The following is an 18,881-nucleotide window of genomic DNA, read 5'->3' as shown; positions in this document are numbered from 1 at the left end:
CGGTAGGCCCGGAACTTCCGGCGCACCTGATCTGTCATGTGTGGACGGGACCCCTCAACTCGCGCGGGGCTGACGCCAGCCTTGGTGGCCGGCCAGGATCTCCGTGGTGCGTGCGGCGAGCTCGGGTGGTACGCCTTCGTCGTCGGTGCGGTTGCAGACCTCGTCGCGCACGATGCGCTGGGCCTCGGCCGCGTTGCCTTCCGCGGCGGCGACGGCGGCCATGTCCAGCCGGGCGATCTCCTCGTGCGGGGCGACGGCGATCGCGGTCTCGGCAGCCAGCCGGGCTCCGCTGAGGTCGCCCGCGGCCAGGGCGTGCACGGTCACCACGTGTGCGACGTCGACGATCCCGACGAGCAGCTGCTCGTCGGGTCGGTCGCCCTCCAGAAGCCAGGCCCAACCTCCCCCTGCCTCACGCTCGAGGGGGTAGTCGAAGGGCCGCCCGCCGACGAGGCTGAGGGCTCGCTTGAGGTCCTCCACACCGGCCGCTCCGCCGCGGGCGGTGCCGCGCACCCGCAGCCGGCGGAAGAGGTCGGCGTCGGTGAGTAGGTCCAGCACCTGGTAGACGGGGGTGTCGCGGATCGCGGCGGCCGGGGCCAGCCGGGCGTCGGGCAGGTGGGGCTGGCCGGTGCGGGGGTTGATCCCGAGCCAGTCACGGATGGTGTTGACGTAATCGCGGGCCTTGGCCTTGGTGATGGAGAAGGTCTGTGCGACCTCGGCCGAGGTTGCTCCGTGACGGCGCAGCGCGATGAACGCCAGCATCTCGGTCAGGTAGGGCTTGCGCTTGGTCAGCGGCTTGCCGCGGGTTGTGGCACGGACCGGGCCGAGGAGGTAGAGCCGGGGCAGGGCACAGTCCTGGTGGAACCACATCGCCAGGTCCTCATCGAGGGTGGGGTCGGCGTCCTCAACCTGGGTGCGGGTGGTCTCCGGGACGCGCGGTGCGAGGGTCTGCAGGTCGGTGCTGGTGGTGGCGGCGACGGCCAGGTAGGTCTCGTCGTCGGCCTCGAGCAGGCTCCGGCTGGGCTCGTGGGGTCCGGCGGGGTCGGTGCGCGGCAGGGCGTGCTCCGCCCGCAGGGCTCCGGCCTCGTCGGCCAGGGCCTGCCATCCCTGGGTGGCGCTCTGGTCGACCGGGACCGGGACCTCGTCGACGCTCTCGCTGGCTGCCAGGAGCGCGGCGCACCCCTGCGCCTCGTCAGAGGTGAGTCCGACGGCCATCAGGTCCAGACCCGCGGCGGGCAGCCTGAGCCTGCCGTCGGCGGAGATCTCCAGGACGGTGCCGGGGGCGTTGTTGCGGTGACCGCGCAGGACCACCGAGGTGGCGGTGTGCCCGGCGTGGGCTGTGACGACCTCGACGAGCTGGTCCAGGGCGGGGTTGTCGTTGACGGCGTCGACGAGCAGCAGCCGGGCCGGCCAGGTGTCGGCGCCGGCCTGGTGAGCACGTGCGGTGGCGGCGTCGGTGCCGACGTCGCGGGCGCGGTCGATGGTGTGGACGCTGTCGGCGAGCATCTCGGCGATCGGGTCGTGGGAGCGGTCGGTGGGGTCGTAGGCGCGGATGCGGTCCGGGTTGAGCGGGGCGAGCTCGGTGGCAACGCCGACGCAGGCGACGTCGACGCCGGCGGACCAGGGGTTGCACGCGATCTCGGCGGCCAGGTACCGGGCGAAGTCCTCGCCGTAGGTGGGGTCTCCGGTGATGGAGACGTTGAGGTCCTCGACGTTGAGCAGCCACAGCTCGTTGTCGTCGCCTGAGCCGATCGTCACCAGGAGCGGGTAGGGCGCGGGCTGGTCCGTGGTGTCGGGTCTGACGAGCTCGACGGCGGTGTCGGCCGGCAGCCTCCAGTGGTAGCCATCGACGGTCCCGGTCCATGGCTCGTCCAGGGAGGAAGGGTTGCTCAGGTGCAGGACGACCGCGGTGTCGGTCAGCTCGACCGCGGCGAGCTCGGGTAGGGGCCGGTTCGTCGCCGCGCACGAGGAGGCCAGGCGCCTCAGCACGGTGTCCATGTACTCCACGGTGGGGGCGCTGGTCGCGCCGATGGTGACGACCGTCTTCTCCACCGGCCCCAGAACCTGTCCGGGGGCGGTCATGGTGTGGCCCGGCCGGCGGTGACGGAACTGTGCCCTACGCCGGCGGCGCAGCAGCAGGAGCATCGACCCTGCCAGGAGCGTCCCAGATCCACTGAGCCCGGCCAGGACCCAGACGGGCGTCGCGTCGGACGCGTCGTCCTGGAGTTCCTCTGCCGGCGCTGAGATCGACGGGTCCGGCGCCTGACTCGGCCTCACCGAGGGCTGGGTGGGAGCAGTGGTCGGCGAGGAGCCGCTCGCGGTGGTGGTCTCCGGCGCCGCGTGCGGCGCGGGCCGGGACGCCGTCTCGCGGCCGCTGGCACGGGGTGTGCCTGTCGTGGCGGGCCGAGGTTCGGCGACCGAGGGCAGGGTGAGGGTCCAGCCGACGGCGATCTGGTTCGGGTCGCTCAGCCGGACCCCGCCAGGCTGCTCGGTGTCCTTGGAGAGCTCGTAGATCTCCGGCCAGCGCTCCAGGTCCCCCAGCTCGCGCTGCGCGATGCCGGAGAGGGAGTCCCCTTCCATCACCGTGTAGAGGCGCGTGGTGCCGGCGCGAGGTTCAGCGACCGCGGGCAGGGTGAGAGTCCAGCCGACGTCGATCTGGTCCGGGTCGCTCAGCCGGACCCCGCCGGGCTGGGCGGTGTCCTTGGAGAGCGCGTAGATCTCCGGCCAGCGCTCCAGGTCCCCCAGCTCACGCTGCGCGATGCCGGAGAGGGAGTCCCCTTCCATCACCGTGTAGAGGCGCGTTGCCGAGGATGTGGGGCTCTGGCTGCGTGGTGGTGTCGTCGTGTGTGGCCCGGCGCTGGCCGCGGTGGGCGTTGTCGCGGTTGCGCTCGGTGCGGCGGCTGGGACGTCTGCTTGCGCGGTGTCGGCGGTGGACAGGCTGGTCGAGCCCACGACGAACAGCAGGGCTGCTGCCGTGACGAGCTGTTGGGCTGCTCCTTGGGGGAGGGCGAGGCCGGGGAGGTGGGGTGCTCGCACCCCTCGGACGCGACCGGTGAGCTCGAACACGATGCTCAGGGCCAGGAGCGCCCAGGCCACCCAGCCGACGAGCGTCACTGCCTGCAGGAACAGGGTGCCGTCGTCGGGGCTAGTCAGCGCAGCGAGGACCTGGCTCACGCTCGGGACGGACGACGGGACGGGGTCGGCGCCGACGGCGAGCAGGGCGAGGGGAAGCCCGAGGAGGATGCCCAGGAGCAGCCCGGTGGCTGCCAGCCCAAGGAGTCGTTGTCGGATCACTGTCGGCTCCCGTTGACGGCGCGGTTGACCTCGACCTCGGCGCGCCCGGTGACACGCAGCTGGCGCACTCCGATGATCGAGAGGAACTTGGTGGTGTAGACGATCTGGGTGTCGGCCACGACGGTGGTGCCGCCGCGGACCCGGCTGGAGCCGCTGACCTCGGGCACGCTGGACAGGTAGGTGTTAGCCGCCGCCACCGCGGCCGACGGGTTCAGCTCAGCGGCCTCCCCTCGCACCGCCGCAGCGCCTTGGAGCTGTTGGCCGCCGGCCCGGGCCGCTTCGGAGGCCAGGTCCTGGGCGCGCTGCTTGGCCAGGACCCGACCGGAGAGGTCGACGGCCAAGCCGACCATGAGCACCAGGCTGAGCGCGGTCGTGATCATCCACACGGTGACCGATCCACGCTCGGCGACCCGGTGCCGCTGCTCATCGCACATCGTCGTTCACCGCTCTCGGTAGGTGTCCAACGGCGAGGCGACGGACGCGGTGATGTTCATCGCTCCGGGCAGCCCAGGCAGGAGCCCGGCCAGGTCCAGCCGGCAGGTGACGGTGGCCTGCACCGACGCCGGTGTCCCGACGGGCCGGGCGAAGCCAGAGGTGTCGACTTTCGTACTCGTGGTCAGGCACCTGGTGCTCTGGGCCTGCAGGCTGCTCTGTGCCGCAGCCTGCGCGGAGGACCCTGCGGCTGCTTGGGTCCGAGCGATCGAGGCGGCGCGGGCCCCTTCGGCGGCCGCGGCCTCGACCGCCTGGTGGGCCAGGGCGACCCGGCCGCCGGCGACGATGAGGCCGAGGATCAGCCCGAGCGCGGGGACCAGGATGACGACCTCGATCACCGCAGCGCCGCGCTCCCGGCGCGCAGCGTTGCCCTTCATCGCGTGATCCGTTCGGTCGGGGCGGACGCGCTCTGCGTGACCCTGGGAGTCCATCCCGGGACCACGGACATGGTCGTCGCGGTCACGGTGATGGTGGCGGAGGACGCAGTGCGTTGCGCCGTGACGCGCACTCCCTTCAGGACGCCGTCCCCACCGGCGGCGGCGACGAACGCTGTCGCCGCAGCGCGGCCGGAGACCGTCGTCCCGTTCTGCGCAGCGGCCGCTCGGGCACCCTCCTGCGCCGCGGCGATCGCGACGGTCCGCCCGTGGGAGAGCATCGCGGCCTGAACCCCGAGAAACAGCAGCGTGAACAGTGTCGGCATGAGCACGACGATCTGGACTGTCGCGACGCCGCGTTCGTGCTCTCCCGCGCGACCGGGTCGGTCAGCGCGCGAGGGCATCGAGCGGCGGTGTGACATCGCGTCAGCGGATTCCGGGGATCTTGCCGTTGATGTAGGCGGTCAGGGCGGCGTACACGATGCCGGCCAGGAGCAGCAGGGCCACCGCCCAGAAGACGATCTCGAGGGTGGAGGCTCCGCGCTCGTCGCGCTGGGCGTGCGTGGGTGTGAGCCGCTCGCGCAGACGCACACCGGCGGTGTGCAGGGCGGCGACGAGGTATGCGGTCCTCGCGGTTGGCTTGCTGTCCATGATGGTGTCCTTTCGGTGGGTGTCGGTGTTCGCGGTCAGCTCGCGCTGAGCAGCCGTAGCAGCGGCGGCGCCATGAGCAGCGCCAGGAAGATGACACCGAGCAGCGAGCCGGGGAGGTACATGCGTTCCTCGACCTGCCCGGCCTCGGCGAGCTCTGCGCTGAGCAGGGCGCTGCGCACCGAGGCGCTGCGGGCGCGCAGCTGCCGGTACACCTGGGAGCCTTCGTCGTTGGCCAGGCGCATCGTGTCGGCGATCTCGGCCAGCTCGGGCAGCCCGAGGTCCTCGGAGAGCTGCTCCAGGCAGTCCCAGGGTGGCTGTCCGTTGTAGCGCGAACGGGCAAGCTCCTCGCTGATCCGGCGGAAGATCCACGAGTCCCCGACCTCGGCGGCGTTGCTGAGCGAGACCACGGTCCCGGCGCCGGAGTTGCGTTCCAGCGCGCACAGTTCGATGAAGGCGCTCAGGGCGCGTGCGCTTTCGGTGCGGGCCCTCTTGGCTTCCTGGCCGATGTCGCGGGAGGGAGTCATGAACAGCACGGTCGAGAGCAGGAGGGTCGCCCCGACGGGGACCACGAACGGGATGCGCAGGCCGATGAGGGCGAAGAACCCCGTCACGGCGGTGGGCAGGACCATCCCGAGCAGCCCGTAGAGGACCTTCTTGCCGTAGAACTGCGCCCGTGTCTTGCGCACCACCGCCAGGTCGCGGGCCGGTGGGACCCCCAGCAGTCGGGTCGGTAGGGTCCGCTCCGCCCACAGCCCGAGCCGTTCCTCGATGTCGGGGTCGACCGAGGCGGTGGGCGCTCCGGAGCGCCGACGTGCGGGCGGGGAGAGGCGAGCGAGCACGTCACCCAGGTCTGGCTGGACAGGGACCAGGGCGTAGGCGATGCCGGCGACGCCGAGGCCGACGACCAGGCCCAGGGCGAGGGAGATCTGCAGGGTGGTCATCGCGCCTCCGCCTTGGCGTGAGCGCCGAGGAAACGGGGCAGCGGCTTGCCCTCAGCCATCTTCCGCATCCAGAACAGTGCCCCCGCGTAGGCCAGCAGCAGGAACACCAGGACGACCTCGCCGATCGGGGTCGTATACGGCTCGACGTAGTCACCGGTGAAGGCCAGGACGACCAGCACCCCCAGGGAGAAGAGGGTGACCAGTCGGGCGCTGCCGCGCGGCTTGGCCCGGCCGGCCTCGATCTTGCGGCGGGAGGCCACGTCCTCGGCGACGGACTCGGCCACGCCCTGGAGGGCGCTGGCCAAGGAGCGGTTGCGGCGCCGGGCGGCGAGGATGAGGTTGGCCGCGACCAGGTCGCCGGTGACGTCGTCGAGGTCCTCGGCGAAGGCCCGCAGGGCCTCCTCGGTGTCCCAGCGGGCCCGCAGCCGGGCCACCAGCGTGGCGACCTCAGGTTTGATCGGCTCCGGGGTTGAGCGCAGCGTCGCCGTCAGCGCCTGCTCCAGACCGATGCCGGCCCCCAGGACCCCGGCCAGGGACCGGGTCCACTCCTCCATCGCCTCGACCCGGCGGATCTGCGCCGCCGCTGGCGGAGCCGAGAGCAGGTAGGGCAGGACCAGCGCGGCCACCGGCAGGACCACCACGGCGACCACCCAGCCGGTGACCAGGGCCACAAGAAGGCCGGCTGCGACGGCTGCGCCCAGGGTGATGCGGGTGCGCCTGGGGAGGGAGGCCAGCCGCGTGCCGAGCTTGGAGGGGGTTCGCTCGGCACGCGGCCGGGGTGTGTGGGGGCGCAACGCCATCGCGGCCCCGACCAGGCCAAGAACGATGGCGGCGCCGAGCATGATCGGCAAGAGGGTGGTCACGGGGTCCACCCCCCGCGGTCGGCCTCGGCCATGAACAGGCGCGCGTCGAAGCCGTGCTCCGCCAGCTGCTCGCTGACCCGGGGTGGCAGGTTCCCGGTCGCGCGTGCGGGGCCGGAGCTGCTGGGCCCGAACAGGTGGGTCAGGCTGTAGCCGATCTCTCGCTCTCCCGGCTCGACCAGCACGACCTCACTGACCCACCGGCGCAGGACCTGGGTCCCATCGGCGAGGGTCTCCACTCTCTTGCCGAGCTGGACGATCAGATCCAGACAGCCCGCCAGCTTCTCCACCGCCAGGTCGCGGGTGACGTGCGCCCCGTCCTCCATGGCACAGGTGACCAGCTTGCGCACGCACGCCCCGGCGTTCGCGGCGTGCGTTGTCGACAGGGATCCCGTCCCGGACTCCATCGCCTTGATCATCGTCCACGCCTCCGGGCCACGGACCTCACCGACGATCTGACGGGACAGGTTGAAGCGGAAGGAGTCGGTCAGGGCGTCCGAGAGCTCGAACGCGCCGGCGGCCCGCCCGTTCAGCCCGACCTCGCCGACACCGGGGCGGGCCTCCCAGTCCAGGACGATGTCGTGGTTGCCGGTCTCTCCCAGGAACAGCTCGTGCTCGGTCTCGAAGGTGCCGATCGCTTCCTCCCGGGGGATCTCGGCGCACAACGCACGCACCAGCGTGGTCTTGCCGGCGCCCATCGGGCCGGCCACGGTGACGCTCCACGCGGCACGGATGGCTGCGGCCAGGAGGTTGGCGCACGCCGGTGACAGCCCCTCGCGCTCGACCCACCCGCTCAGGTCGTCCACCTTGAGCCGGTGCCGGCGGATCACGACGTTGGGCCGGGAGGTCACCCAGGCCGTCGCCGCCATCCGCGCACCGCCGTCGAGCTTCATGTGCAGGCGAGGGTGAGACTCCGAGAACGGGCGCGGGTTGGACTCGCTGCGGTTGGCCAGGAACCGCAGGAAGTCGATGAGCTCTTCGTCGCTGTCGGCGACCCTGGCACCGGGCACGCGGGAGCCGTCGGTGAGCTCGAGCAGGACCTGGTCGTGTCCCAGCAGGAAGATGTTCTCCACCCGGTCGTCGTCCACCAAGGGCTGCAGTCTCCCCAGCCGGAAGACCGCGTCGAAGACGGCCTGTCGGGTCGCGGTCCGCTCGGCCGGTGTCCAGGACTGCTCCCCGGCCGCGGCGACGTCTGCGCTGTGCTCGCGCAGCACCTCCTCGATCAGGTCCAGCCCGAGTGCCTGCTGCTCGGCTCGGCTCGCACCTGCACCAGGCCGCTCACCATCGCTGTCCCCGCCGCTCCAGGAGCCGCCGAGGGCGCCGGCCAGCCGGGTGGCCACCATCGTGCGGAACATCGCGACCTGGGACCAATCGACCACGGCGTCGGCGGCCTTGAGGTCGACAGGTTCCCAGGTCGGTGAGGGGGCGTCCTGGCGTTTGCGGAGCCGGTCCAGGGCGGCAGGGCGGGGCAGGCTCGTGTGGGCTGTCATGGAGAAGGCTCCCCGCTGACGGCCAGGCCGCACCGCCGGCGCGGACAGCAGCACCGGCAGGCCGGCAGGGTCAGAGCCGTCGGTGCGGTCGTAGATCTCCTCGGTGCTCATCGCGCCCCTCCCCCGGTGACGGACAGCTGTTGGTCGATCTCGCGTAGCTGCCCCGCGATCGCCCCCCGCACCCCGCGGTAGCTGCGCAGCAGGGCCGAGTCCTGCCAGCCGGCCCGGCCGGTCAGGCGAGCCCGCAGGTTCGCCTTCGGGGGCTGGGCCCCGGCGGAGAGGACCTCGGCGGCCGCCGGGTCCCACGCCACTGATCCCAGGACGGGCACCTGCAAGACCTTGGCGACCTCCCCGGCCCGGAACGGGCGGCCCTCCCCCAGCAGCAGCACCCCGAGAGCGGACGACCCTCCCGTACGGGCGAACCGCTCCCTCAAGGTCTCCGCCCACGAGCGTGCCGCCGCCAGGGACACCATGTCCGTCCGGGTGACCAGCAAAGTCAGGTCGGAGCCGTAGATCAGCGGCTCAGGAGAGCCGTACAGCCCGAGGCGCCCCGCGTCCAGGAGGACGTCCTGCCCGGTCGCGTGCAGCGACCGCAGCACCGGCGTCAGCGGCTCCCACAGGGACAGCAGCGTGCGGGCCTGTTCGTGCGATCGGGTGCCCGGCACCCACGATGCCTGCGAGTCGGGCAGCGGCTGGGACACCTGCGGCAGCACCTCGAGCACACCGCCGGACTGCTCGGCCAGTGCCAGGTCGATCATCGCCTCCGGCGGGATGATGGCTCCGCGCAGGTAGCCCGCGGCGATCGCCGACCCGCCGGTCGGGTCGGCCTCGACGAGCAACGCCGGCCGGTGCCAGCCCAACGCCAGACCCAGACACGTCGTTGTCACTCCGGGCGACCCGGCCGCCGAGCACAACACGATCAGGCTCATCAGGTCACCGTGCCCGCGAGTCCAGGACCACGGCCGCGTTCCCCGTCGCCGCCATCGCCGCCAAGGTGGTCGCGTCCTCGGCGGGTACCTGGAGGGTGACCACCGTGGAGGCCCCCTGGCCGGTGACGTCCTCCCCCGTGACGGCCGAGACCACCTCACCCGCGACGGCCTCGACCTCTGTCTTCGCCGGGTTGATGGCCCCCTGCTGACCGGCCGTGGCGACCACCCGGACGAGGTCGCCCGCCATCAGCGCGGTTCCCGGCATGAGGTCCGGTGTCACCGAGACACCCACCAGGGAGAAACCCTCCGCCGGCAGGACCTCGCTGGTCACCGAGCCGGGGGTCAGCAGCGACCCGGACGCAACGTCGACCGCGGCCCGCTTCCCGACGATGTCGTCCAGCTGGTCCGCGGCGACGGTCTGCAGAGACGGGTCGGCACCCACCCAGACCGCCACCAGGTCATCCCCGGAGATCACTGCCCCCCGCTCGATCGTGGACCTGGCGGCCAGCACCGTCGCGGTGTCGCTCGTGGCCTGCACCAGCCACAGATTGCCGAGCGCGCCAAGGCAGACAAGTGCCACCATCGCGGCGAACAGCCCCCAGCGCCGGCGCGGCTTCGGCGGCTGCGGGAGCGCCCCGGCCACCTCGACGGGGACGGCCCCAGCGGGCCTTTGGTGTCCGTTGCGAGACGGTGAGCGGAACGGGGCCGCTGGGCGCGTGCCCTCTCGTTGGGTCGTCATTGCTTCAACACCTGCGCTTCCCCAATCGTCACCTGCGCGGTCTGGGTGAGGTCAACCGGAATGGTTCCGCTCTGCCCGATCCCGGCCCACGTGATCACCCACGAGGACGTGGCCCGCACCGTGTACTCGCCCTGGCGGGTGTAGGTATGCCCACACGTCGGGGAGCTGCTCAGGCCGTGGGAGTCCTGATAGGGCGTGCCGGCGTCACAGGCAATGACCTGTCCATCGCCCATGTCCCACGCGACCTTCGAGACCTTCGCCGTGGCCGTCACGCTGTAAGCCCCCGCGGTCGCCGTACGCGTGATCGGACCGTAGGTGTTCTCGCTCGGCTCCTCCACCCACATCCAGTTCGGAACACCGACCAGCCCGACCTTCCCCGCGTCGGGCTCAGGCACCAGGCCGATCGTGATGGCCCGCAGACCCATTTCGGCGACTGCCCGCTCCGCAAGAACACGAGGGTCCGGCGGAGCCGCCGGACCGGCAGGCTGAGCCGCGGCCCAGAAGTCGTAGTTCCGGGTCCCCTCGATGAACGGGTTGTAACAGCTGTAGATCGCGCCCTCGGGATGGTGGCCCTGCCAGATAGGAGAGTTGGGGGGGTAGTCAGTATGCGAAGGCCCCACGTAGCAACCGAGATTGTTGCTCCAGTATCCGAAGCCGTCCGCACTCTCACAGGGAACCTCCTCCGTGAAGCGGCAGACCGGCGGTTTGTCCCCTCCCCCTGCTCCTCCCCCTCCCCCAGCTCCTCCGCCCCCAGCTCCTCCTCCATCCCCGGGTGTACCCGGATCCGTGACCACAATGACGCACGTGGCTTGGGTTGAGTCCCAGACCGAGCCCGGTGGACAACTGATTGGCTTACCGGCTTCGGCCAGCACCGGAAACAACACACCTGGAACTGAGGCAACCAAGGCCGCTACTAGGGATCTTGCTAGCACTCCTCCACCACATCCTCTTCGGTGACGAAGTAGGTCTCCCTGTCGCGCTCTACTACGAACATGGACCTGACCCGCAGGGGACCCGTCCCGCGAACGGACTTACCGTTCTTATCGACGACGTTGGCCCCGCGGGCGTCTATGCACGCTGATACATCCCAACGCCCTGGACCGTTAGCCTTGACTCTCGCGTCTTCGACACTGACCCTGCCGGTCTGTGTGTACTGCTGCCCTCGGCGCTTGGTAAGGATCTGCTGCCATTGAGTCAGCGCACTCCCCCGAGCCACCGTGGCTAGGTCACTGAGTGAGGTCGAAGGATCTGAAGCCAGATTGTCGAGCATCGCCCAGTACTGCACGACTGTCGCCTGGGCCCGCGCCTGTGGCGAGTTCGAGTCTGTCGGCTTCGCGCTAGGTGACGGGCTAGGACTCGGCGACGCAGTCAAACTCATGGTTGATGTCGGCGACACACTTGGCTCTTGAGTCGGCGCATCTGGACCGCACGCGCCCAAGACGATCGCCGAGACGAGGGCGACTGTCGCGGTAGCGCCTCGAGTGGTTACGTTCATGAGTTCTCCTCAACGGTCTCTAAACCCCTTAAGCAAGCGGCCTCACCACGAGGGGTCAAGCAGCCAGACATACGCTCACTTAGAGCCTAGGCTCTGAGGTACCATTAGGCAACAGGTGCGACACGCCTCTGTGAACGATGTGGGTTTCACTGCACCCCCTCACAAACGTCGCGCGCGATGCACGTGGAGAAGAGTCGGTCAATCGCCGACGCATTCCATGGCACCACACAACCCCGACACCGTCGCGCTGAGCGCCGACTCAGCCCCTTAAGCGCTCGAACTGTCAGAGCCTTGACGGAGGGCCTCTCGGACATCGTCGGCGCTGGCTCCCAGCGCAGCAGCGACCGCGGACACCGTGGAATCGGTGGGCTTGAGCAGGCCTGATGCTTCCCAGCGTTTTACGGTCCCGGGAGACGCATGGATTGCGGCAGCCAGCTCTTCCACCGTGGTGCCGGCGGCATATCGAAGCCACCGTAAGGAAGGGGGGCCCGTAGGTGGCAGGAGCAGGCTTCTAGGCGACACGTGTAACAGCACCGCGACCTGCCTGAGCGCTGCCGCAGACCGAGGACGAGCCTCACCCCGCTCCCAACGCGAGATCCGCTGCCCGTCTGCGACACCAGCCGCCCGCGCGAGCCCACTCTGACTCAAGCCCGCGCGCTCGCGAGCCCTGCGCAGTGCGGCGCCGTCGAGTGCGGGAGCAGTCTCCATCAAGCCAGATCCTATGGTCACCTGCTTGCTACTCGGCGGCTGCGAAAGCAGCTACCAAAACCTGCCCAGCGCCTCGGAATGCTGCATGTCGCTGCTCGCCGTCACAGCAACGGTTGCACGTCAGGACGATGTCATATCGGCGAGGCGACACCTTGCGGCTACTCGGCTCCGTCCTACTGTTGTCTTGCGCCGCGTCGCCCGGCTGCTGGCCTGCGCTGCCAGGTGCCGAGCAAGGGCTCGGCATGACCCTGGTCCGCTGGCCTTGTGGTCTCCGCTGCCGTGCCAACCGCCCCTAATGCGGCTACTTGACGATTGTCGGTAGGGCCGGTGTCTGGCCAGACTCGGTCCAGGTGCTCGGCGGGAGGCTCTCCTAGCGGCTGCCCACCAGCGTGACGGGTGTGGCTCTCTTGCGGTCTGCTCCCGCCGGGTGCCGTTGCCGGCGCGTGGCTCCCGAGGGGACTGCCCTGCTCTCAGTAGCAATGCCCGCCCGGCGTCAACCCGACAACGACGACGGGAAGGGCGAAGGTCATGGCGAGAGTGTTCATCGGGGTCGACCCGCACCGGCTGTCGGCCACGATCGAGGTGGTCGACGAGACCGAGACGGTCCTGGCGACCGGGCGCTTCGGCACCGACAAGGCCGGGTACGCCGCGATGCGCCGGCACGTGGCGTCCTACCCGGAGCGGGTGTGGGCGGTCGAGGGCAGCAACGGCACCGGCCGCCCGCTGGGTCAGCGGCTCCTGGCCGACGGGGAGCAGGTGGTGGACGTGCCGGCGAAGCTGTCCGCGCGGGCCAGGCTGTTGGATACCGGCCACAACCGCAAGACCGACGCCCACGACGCGCACGCCGTCGCGGTGGTCGCGGTCCGCAACCGCAGGTTGCGGGTGCTGTCCTACGACGCCGACCTCGAGGTGCTGCGGATGCTGGTCGACCGCCGCGAGGAGCTGACCCGAGCGAAGGTCCAGGCAGTCAACCGGCTGCACCGGGTCCTGTCCGAACTGCTTCCGGGACAGGCCAAGAAGGACATCACCGTGCTACAGGCCAAGGCCATCCTGGCCTCGGTTCGGCCGCGGGACCAGGTCGGCAAGACCCGCAAGCTCCTCGCGCTGGAGTACCTCGCCGAGATGGCCGCGATCGAGAAGAAGGTCAAGTCCTCGAGCAAGGAGCTCAAGGCCCTGGTCCTCGCCCGCGGTTCGCACCTGATGGACCTGACCGGGGTCGGGCCCGTGGTCGCCGCCCGGATCCTGGCCGACGTCGGCGACGTAGCCCGGTTCACCGACCGCAACCGGTTCGCGTCCTGGACCGGCACCGCACCGCTGGACGCCTCCTCCGGGGAGCAGATCCGCCACCGGCTCTCCCGCGCCGGGAACCGCAAGGCCAACCACGTCATCCACATCGCCGCCGCCTGCCAGATCCGCGTCGACGGACCCGGCCGGGACTACTACCGGCGCAAGCTCGCCGCCGGCAAGACCCGGATGGAGGCCATGCGCTGCCTGAAACGGCGCATCTCCGACGCCCTCTTCCGCCAGCTCCGAGCCGACGCCGTGGCGGGCATGGACGCGGGCCCGCGAGGGCACCGCGGGGCGTCACTCATATCCAGCGCGGCCGGCTTCCACCCGCACACCGACACTTCGGATCAGCCACTTCCCGGACCCGCACCAACGACGCTACCCGCGACCACGACACCACGGAAGACCACCAGCCCCAGGCCCCTCGAACCCGCCACTTGACAACAGAGGGGAGCCTACTTCAGGCGGAACGTTCCCGGTCGAGTCGCTCCAGGATCCAGGAGCGGACGAGCGTTGAGGCGGGGAGGTGCCTGGCGGCGGCGACGCGCTGAACCTCGGCTTCCTCTTCGGCGCTGAGCCGTACCGAGTACACCTTCTGCCGGTTCGGTCGGCGGCCGGTGGTTCCGGCGGGGTACGTGTCGGCCTTGGTCTGCTCGGACTCCTCCCGGAGCCTCTCGGCCAGTGCTGGATCAATCGTCTTGGCCATCATCGTCTCCTTGCTGGTAGAGCGTGAGGTCCGCGCCGGTGGCGGGCCAGGCGTTGATGCCGTGGAGGTCGCCGTCGAGGTCGCGGTAGGCGATCACGACGATCACCCGCCCGGCGGAGCGGGAGTGGCCAATGAACCGAGACGCTCCCATCCGAGACTTCGGGTCCGGTTCGAGCGCGAGGAGGTCGACATCTTGCATGACCTCCTGAGTCCAGTCGGGTTCGATCCTGTCGGCGCCGGGGTAGCGGTCGCCACGCGAGCGGATGTAGTCGATGGCCTCGGGGTCCCACCGGATCTCCTCGGCCATGTGAGAAGTGTACGGCAACGTCGCACGATGTAGTACAGACTCCTTCGGAGTCACGTGGTCAGACGCCGGCGACGTAGGCGGTCAGGAAGTGCACGCCGTGCCTGTCGAGGTTCCCGCGGGCCCGGTCGTAGTGCTCGGTGGTGCGGGGGTCGGCGTGCCGGGCGAGGATCTGCGCGTCCCGTAGCGGTACCCCGGCGTCGAGCGCGTTGGTGATCGCCGCGTGCCGCAGTGAGTGCGGGGAGATGTGCCGCGGGATCCCGGCGGCCTTCGCGATCCGGGCGACCATCCGGTACACGTCGCGCCGGTCGATGGGGTTCCCGCTCTGGGGGCGGAGGATCAGCGGCCCGTCGGCGCGCTCACCGCGGCAGGCCTCGAGGACCCGCAGCACCGGGACAGTGACCGGCATCGTGGCCGGCTTGTTGCCCTTGCCGACCAGGCGCAGCACCCGGTGCCCACGCAGCGTCTCGGCGTAGTCCTCGATCCGCACCGCCGCCGCCTCCGACGCACGCAGCGCGTTGATCCCGAGCAGGAACGCCAGCGCCCCGTGGTGGACGGTGATCGTCTGGGAGACCTGCAGGAACCGGATCAGCTCCAGCCGGTCGAGGCCCTGGGTGCGGGACTCATCGCGGTGGACCTTCGGCAGGCGCGCATAGACGGCGGGGTCGGCCGGGACGAGGCCGTCGATGTGCGCGAACCGGAAGAACCCGCGCACCCCGTGCATCATCGTCACCACCGAGGAGTCCATCAGCCCCCTCTCCCCCAGCCCGCGGATGTACAGCTCCACATGGGCGCGCTGGATCCGGACCAGCGGGTCCAAGCCGTGCCCCTCACACCAGGAGAACCACTCCCGCAGTTGAAACGCGTACAACCGGTGCGTCCGCCCCGAATACCGCGCCAGGTAGGACACTGCCGCCAGCTGAGCGGTCGACATGGTGGACGGCTGGAACGGGAGCACAGCAGTAGAAGCGGACATGGCACACCTCACGCGGCGACCAGTCACTGCCCGCACCCGCCCGCCGCGACAGCGACCGGGCACCCGGACCACGCGAACGCTAGTCCCGACACGCGGCTCCGAACAGACCCGTCAGGCGGCGGACAGACGCAGGTCCGAGCTGGTCCTCCGTCAGCCCGGGGGCAGCGCTGGGTCGCCAATGGCCAGATCGAGACGCATGCCCGCGCTAGCAACCAGCTGCCGCTTGACGAGCTTGATGCCGGAAGAGTTCGCAGACGAATGTTGGCTCAGCAGCCTCGGGCAGACTTTGGGAGTGAAGAAGTACAGCCGGGACGATCAGCGCGCGATGGCCATCTGGGCTCTGGACTGCGCTGGGCGGGTCTTGAACCTGTTCGAGGATGTGGCCCCTGGCGACTCCCGTCCCCGAGCGGCTCTGGAAGCCGGAGCAGACTGGGTTCGGACCGGCGAGTTCAGCATGGCGGTCATCCGAAAGGCCTCACTCGACGCGCATGCCGCGGCGAAGGACCTCAAGGGTCGAGAGAAAGCAGCCTGCGAAGCGGCGCATGCGGCCGGTCAAGCCGTTGCGACCGCGCACGTTCCGCAGCATGCTTACGGCGGGGCTTGGTATGCGTTGAAAGCGATCGCTGCGACCGGCGGAGAAGACGTTTTGCAGCGGGTCGTCGACGAGCGCGAGTGGCAGGCGCGGCATCTCCCCGAGCATCTGCGCGCAGAGATGATGGACCGAATCCAGATCGAGGAGCGACGGACTGGACTTTTTATCCGCCTGGTCAAGGGACACGACTTCTAGCGTGGCCCAGGGTCGGCCCGCGTGAACAGCCCATCCGGAGGCACATGCGCCCGTCATGCGGCGCTGTGACGCGCCTCAACCCGTGCTGTCATGCCGAGGAGCGCGCATTGGGTGCCGGGCCGGCGGGGTCAGCCGTCCAACAGCCCCGCCATGTCCAACGCGCGAAAGAACGAGTAACGCGCAACGCCCTCGAGCCCGGGGAACAACGACTCGGAGGACAGCCCCATGAGCTCCAAATCTCTCAGGGCCAGAGATGCATCCCCCCGAGGCAGCGTGATCTTCGTGATGACCCAGGAGTCATCCTCCCGGCCGGCGGCTGACAGGTTGCCCAGTTCGGCGACCAAATCCGTCTCGGAACTTAGATTCAGAGTGAAGCGCCCCCGTTGAGCTACGGCCCGAGGGTTCTCGTGCGCGATTGTGTTGATCAACTTGACGGTGTGAAAGCCCTTGAATAACTCAGGGTCGGCGTTCAGGATGAATACAGCGCACTCAGAGTCACTCCGTTCCACTCCCATCGAGCCAGCACTAGCAAAGGCGAAGTACGCCGCGACATACGGGCTGCCCGACCAGTCCAGAACGCGAGTCGGAGCGCCATAATGTTGCATTACGCAGATGAGCTCCTCGTGCCCCATGTCTGCCACGCTCCCGAGCAGCGCGCTGCGTTCGCGAAAGACATCGATCATCGAGTCGTATACTTTGGCGCGAAGCCGTCCCGCAACTTGCCCGAAGATCCTGTCAAAACTGGCGATTAGAGGCCAATCCGCGTCTCCCTGCCCGCGAAACCACAGGGTGTTTAGCGCGCGTCCGTTGTGACCATCAGCAAGTACATCGCGCACAAACTCGGTGTACTCGCCCCAGTCGCTTAGGCCGATCTCTTGAGACCATCCTTTTTGAGTCACTCCGCTCCTTCAGTTGGGCCAGACCGGGTGAGGCAGCGTGGGCTGCATCCCCAGCTGCAAGTCGAACACCAATGGGTTCCAGACGTAGTGAGCCACCCCAGAGTGTCGAGGGACTACGAGGCTCGACCCGTCGAGGCTGTCTACCTTGTAGAAGTGCCCACTGCCAGAGGCGTCCACGTATCCAAGTAAACCTTGCTGCCACAGGGTGTCAGCCATTCTGACCTGCTCTGAGTTGAACGACTCCTTGGCCAAGGATTCGATCGCCGCAAGTTCTGTGGGTCCAAAGTGCTCGGTGGGAGCCGCGGCAATGGCCGCGAAGACGTGATCACGCGCTTCCTGAAGGGCGTACATATTTGGCGCCAGAAACACGTGGTCGTAGTCGTGGCGGTACGCGTCCGGCGGAATCGCGTCGCTAAGCGCTTGGTTGGCGCTTTGGACGGCCTGGCGACTCGCAGCCGCAGCACCGTTGGCCGAAACGATCTCGCGGATCCGTTCGGCCGAGGGCTTGCCACCGCTGGATGCTCGGATCTCCGTACACAGATCGTTGCCCATCCGGATGAGATCCCGGGGGACCATACTGGTGTGCCGGATTAGGTACTGGGTTAGAGGTTCGAGTTCCGCGCTCGATCGGCTATTGCGAATCGAAGCCGCGCCGAGCCAAGACTGGACCGAGCGGGACTCGGGATCGCTAAAGTAGTCCTCGGGAAGGGATCGCAGCTTGGCCTCTAGGAGGTAGTCCATAGACGCCCGATTCCAGGACAGAATGTTGATGTGCGTCTTGTCCAAGTAGCGTGCCGCATGCTCACTAACTTTGACTGAGGAGAAGGCGACGTCTCGCAAGGCCATGACGACATGGAGTTTGGCGCGGTAGCGCTCCTCGCGCAGCATGTCCATAACCGTGTAGAACAGTCCGCGCTGACATTGAATCCACAGCGCAGGCGCCCACCGGAAATTCTTGTCCACGTCGTCGATGTAGAGAAATAGTCCAGCGGACTGGCTGAGCACGTCTGCGACGTAGTTGTCGATGTCCATCCAGCGCTTGTCGCTGAGATAGCGGCGAAGGGCCCGCTCGGTGTCGTAAGACTGGATAATCAGTTGAACCTCTTGTGTGACCTTGTGCGGCGTCTCCGGGTTCCCCAGGAATCTCAGGTGCCTCCTCAGTGCTTGGCGGCCCTCATCTTGGCCGGCGCCCCCTTGGATGTGCTTCGAGAACAGAATCTGGGTCGCGGCGCTTCTAATGATCCCGCGCTTCCATAGCGCCTTCCAGTCCTCAGTGTTCCCCCCCTTTAGCTTCAGCAACTCCGCAAACTTCAGGACGGACTCCGTCGTAAGTTGAGAGTTGGTCTCCACGTCGGTGGCAAGGTCCCCGGAGGAGTCATCCTGGGCGACGTGGTTCTGCATCCGCCGCAGGTGCAGCGACTTTCCGCTGCCCAGCTGGCCGACGACGACACGAACCTTCTCGTCCCCAGGGTCTCGTGCCACGCCCCCAAACCGGGCAGGAAACCTGACGATTCCGTTGCGCGACGGATTGATGTCGTCAGACGCCCCGTCGGGCTTCCCGAAGGGCTCCTCCCCCTCAAATGGCTCGGCCATGGCACCCCTGTCATCGTGCGTCGGAATCGTTGCTGCTCCCGACACACCTTAAGACGCCGTCCCTAGATCTCCCATTGCCCGAGGCAGCGTGCCGACCTAGCCTCGCACGGAGCGAGGCTCCGGCTCGCAGCGCGGCTATGTCGAGCTCGGCCTCTCCGCGCTGGCAGGTTGAGCGGCTCTCTGAACCGCCTGTAAGTCTTCGTCTCGGCTGGCCTGGGGCTGGCTGGCAGGGTTGGCGTCGGTCACCCGGTGCGCGTTGTGACTCCTGAATCGCCTGACCCCCCTTGGGGGTGTCATGCCTGGGATCTGTCCAGCGTGCGCTGGGTGCCGGCGCCGACCCTGGCCCACAACGATGGCTT

At 69.1% G+C, this 18,881-nt stretch carries 19 protein-coding genes; 2 read left to right on the top strand and 17 right to left on the bottom strand.

Annotated elements, in window-relative coordinates; translation table 11 throughout:
- Nucleotides 1–54 precede the first annotated feature (54 nt).
- From LG324_RS03340 to LG324_RS03285, 12 genes are all read right to left on the bottom strand, one after another.
- Entirely contained in the window at nucleotides 55–3,291 is a 3,237-nt protein-coding gene (locus LG324_RS03340) for a hypothetical protein (protein ID WP_404351751.1), read from the bottom strand.
- Entirely contained in the window at nucleotides 3,288–3,671 is a 384-nt protein-coding gene (locus tag LG324_RS03335) for a pilus assembly protein TadG-related protein (protein WP_404351749.1), read from the bottom strand. Before LG324_RS03335 ends, LG324_RS03340 begins: the two co-directional genes overlap by 4 nt.
- Nucleotides 3,672–3,731: 60 nt before the next feature.
- Nucleotides 3,732–4,160, bottom strand: a complete 429-nt coding sequence (locus tag LG324_RS03330) for a TadE/TadG family type IV pilus assembly protein (protein ID WP_404351747.1) — start codon at nucleotides 4,158–4,160, stop codon at nucleotides 3,732–3,734.
- Entirely contained in the window at nucleotides 4,157–4,483 is a 327-nt protein-coding gene (locus LG324_RS03325; protein ID WP_404351745.1) for a TadE/TadG family type IV pilus assembly protein, read from the bottom strand. The genes LG324_RS03330 and LG324_RS03325 overlap by 4 nt, the downstream gene beginning before the upstream one ends.
- A 100-nt stretch (nucleotides 4,484–4,583) precedes the next feature.
- Nucleotides 4,584–4,808: a hypothetical protein gene (locus LG324_RS03320; RefSeq protein ID WP_404351743.1), complete on the bottom strand. Its 225-nt coding sequence runs from the start codon at nucleotides 4,806–4,808 to the stop codon at nucleotides 4,584–4,586.
- Nucleotides 4,809–4,843: 35 nt separating this feature from the next.
- Nucleotides 4,844–5,749: a hypothetical protein gene (locus LG324_RS03315; RefSeq protein ID WP_404351741.1), complete on the bottom strand. Its 906-nt coding sequence runs from the start codon at nucleotides 5,747–5,749 to the stop codon at nucleotides 4,844–4,846.
- Complete coding sequence (locus tag LG324_RS03310; protein WP_404351739.1) at nucleotides 5,746–6,612, bottom strand: type II secretion system F family protein; 867 nt, start codon at nucleotides 6,610–6,612, stop codon at nucleotides 5,746–5,748. Before LG324_RS03310 ends, LG324_RS03315 begins: the two co-directional genes overlap by 4 nt.
- Complete coding sequence (locus LG324_RS03305; protein ID WP_404351737.1) at nucleotides 6,609–8,210, bottom strand: CpaF family protein; 1,602 nt, start codon at nucleotides 8,208–8,210, stop codon at nucleotides 6,609–6,611. Before LG324_RS03305 ends, LG324_RS03310 begins: the two co-directional genes overlap by 4 nt.
- Entirely contained in the window at nucleotides 8,207–9,028 is an 822-nt protein-coding gene (locus tag LG324_RS03300) for a hypothetical protein (protein ID WP_404351735.1), read from the bottom strand. The genes LG324_RS03305 and LG324_RS03300 overlap by 4 nt, the downstream gene beginning before the upstream one ends.
- A gap of 4 nt (nucleotides 9,029–9,032) precedes the next feature.
- A complete protein-coding gene (locus LG324_RS03295) occupies nucleotides 9,033–9,671 on the bottom strand; it encodes an SAF domain-containing protein (RefSeq protein ID WP_404351733.1) in 639 nt (212 codons plus the stop codon).
- A gap of 92 nt (nucleotides 9,672–9,763) precedes the next feature.
- Complete coding sequence (locus LG324_RS03290) at nucleotides 9,764–10,162, bottom strand: hypothetical protein (protein WP_404351731.1); 399 nt, start codon at nucleotides 10,160–10,162, stop codon at nucleotides 9,764–9,766.
- Nucleotides 10,163–11,529: 1,367 nt separating this feature from the next.
- Nucleotides 11,530–11,970: a helix-turn-helix transcriptional regulator gene (locus tag LG324_RS03285; RefSeq protein WP_215512004.1), complete on the bottom strand. Its 441-nt coding sequence runs from the start codon at nucleotides 11,968–11,970 to the stop codon at nucleotides 11,530–11,532.
- 528 nt (nucleotides 11,971–12,498) lie between these two features.
- Here LG324_RS03285 and LG324_RS03280 point away from each other — a divergent pair.
- Nucleotides 12,499–13,698, top strand: coding sequence for an IS110 family transposase (locus LG324_RS03280; RefSeq protein WP_404351729.1), 1,200 nt, complete (start codon nucleotides 12,499–12,501; stop codon nucleotides 13,696–13,698).
- Between the two features lie 19 nt (nucleotides 13,699–13,717).
- On the opposite strand, the gene LG324_RS03275 is transcribed toward LG324_RS03280, so the two are convergent.
- From LG324_RS03275 to LG324_RS03265, 3 genes are read right to left on the bottom strand one after another with little or no spacing between them, the layout of a single operon-like run.
- Nucleotides 13,718–13,963: a hypothetical protein gene (locus LG324_RS03275; RefSeq protein ID WP_404351727.1), complete on the bottom strand. Its 246-nt coding sequence runs from the start codon at nucleotides 13,961–13,963 to the stop codon at nucleotides 13,718–13,720.
- The gene (locus LG324_RS03270; RefSeq protein ID WP_404351725.1) at nucleotides 13,947–14,270 is read right to left on the bottom strand and encodes a hypothetical protein; all 324 of its coding nucleotides are present in this window, start codon (nucleotides 14,268–14,270) and stop codon (nucleotides 13,947–13,949) included. The genes LG324_RS03275 and LG324_RS03270 overlap by 17 nt, the downstream gene beginning before the upstream one ends.
- 58 nt (nucleotides 14,271–14,328) lie before the next feature.
- Nucleotides 14,329–15,201, bottom strand: coding sequence for a tyrosine-type recombinase/integrase (locus LG324_RS03265; protein ID WP_404351723.1), 873 nt, complete (start codon nucleotides 15,199–15,201; stop codon nucleotides 14,329–14,331).
- 334 nt (nucleotides 15,202–15,535) lie between these two features.
- Between LG324_RS03265 and LG324_RS03260 the strand changes: the two genes are divergently transcribed.
- Nucleotides 15,536–16,030, top strand: a complete 495-nt coding sequence (locus LG324_RS03260) for a putative immunity protein (protein WP_404351721.1) — start codon at nucleotides 15,536–15,538, stop codon at nucleotides 16,028–16,030.
- 128 nt (nucleotides 16,031–16,158) lie between these two features.
- Here LG324_RS03260 and LG324_RS03255 read toward each other — a convergent pair whose 3' ends face one another.
- Both LG324_RS03255 and LG324_RS03250 read right to left on the bottom strand, forming a co-directional pair.
- Nucleotides 16,159–16,929, bottom strand: a complete 771-nt coding sequence (locus tag LG324_RS03255; RefSeq protein WP_404351719.1) for an FRG domain-containing protein — start codon at nucleotides 16,927–16,929, stop codon at nucleotides 16,159–16,161.
- Nucleotides 16,930–16,938: 9 nt separating this feature from the next.
- Complete coding sequence (locus tag LG324_RS03250; protein ID WP_404351717.1) at nucleotides 16,939–18,522, bottom strand: P-loop ATPase, Sll1717 family; 1,584 nt, start codon at nucleotides 18,520–18,522, stop codon at nucleotides 16,939–16,941.
- Nucleotides 18,523–18,881: the final 359 nt, after the last annotated feature.

This window comes from Phycicoccus jejuensis, from assembly GCF_044797865.1.
In the GTDB taxonomy this organism is placed as follows: domain Bacteria; phylum Actinomycetota; class Actinomycetes; order Actinomycetales; family Dermatophilaceae; genus Phycicoccus; species Phycicoccus jejuensis.
The sequence above is the reverse complement of the archived record's forward strand: the minus strand, read 5'-3'. Positions and strand labels throughout refer to the sequence as shown.

What these genes read in the sequence shown, in the direction of transcription:
- LG324_RS03335 (WP_404351749.1), bottom strand. Translation starts at nt 3,671, where the DNA reads ATGATCACGACCGCGCTCAGCCTGGTGCTCATGGTCGGCTTGGCCGTC.
- LG324_RS03330 (WP_404351747.1), bottom strand. Translation starts at nt 4,160, where the DNA reads ATGAAGGGCAACGCTGCGCGCCGGGAGCGCGGCGCTGCGGTGATCGAG.
- LG324_RS03325 (WP_404351745.1), bottom strand. Translation starts at nt 4,483, where the DNA reads ATGCCGACACTGTTCACGCTGCTGTTTCTCGGGGTTCAGGCCGCGATG.
- LG324_RS03320 (WP_404351743.1), bottom strand. Translation starts at nt 4,808, where the DNA reads ATGGACAGCAAGCCAACCGCGAGGACCGCATACCTCGTCGCCGCCCTG.
- LG324_RS03315 (WP_404351741.1), bottom strand. Translation starts at nt 5,749, where the DNA reads ATGACCACCCTGCAGATCTCCCTCGCCCTGGGCCTGGTCGTCGGCCTC.
- LG324_RS03305 (WP_404351737.1), bottom strand. Translation starts at nt 8,210, where the DNA reads ATGAGCACCGAGGAGATCTACGACCGCACCGACGGCTCTGACCCTGCC.
- LG324_RS03300 (WP_404351735.1), bottom strand. Translation starts at nt 9,028, where the DNA reads ATGAGCCTGATCGTGTTGTGCTCGGCGGCCGGGTCGCCCGGAGTGACA.
- LG324_RS03285 (WP_215512004.1), bottom strand. Translation starts at nt 11,970, where the DNA reads ATGGAGACTGCTCCCGCACTCGACGGCGCCGCACTGCGCAGGGCTCGC.
- LG324_RS03280 (WP_404351729.1), top strand. Translation starts at nt 12,499, where the DNA reads ATGGCGAGAGTGTTCATCGGGGTCGACCCGCACCGGCTGTCGGCCACG.
- LG324_RS03275 (WP_404351727.1), bottom strand. Translation starts at nt 13,963, where the DNA reads ATGGCCAAGACGATTGATCCAGCACTGGCCGAGAGGCTCCGGGAGGAG.
- LG324_RS03270 (WP_404351725.1), bottom strand. Translation starts at nt 14,270, where the DNA reads ATGGCCGAGGAGATCCGGTGGGACCCCGAGGCCATCGACTACATCCGC.
- LG324_RS03265 (WP_404351723.1), bottom strand. Translation starts at nt 15,201, where the DNA reads ATGTCGACCGCTCAGCTGGCGGCAGTGTCCTACCTGGCGCGGTATTCG.
- LG324_RS03250 (WP_404351717.1), bottom strand. Translation starts at nt 18,522, where the DNA reads ATGGCCGAGCCATTTGAGGGGGAGGAGCCCTTCGGGAAGCCCGACGGG.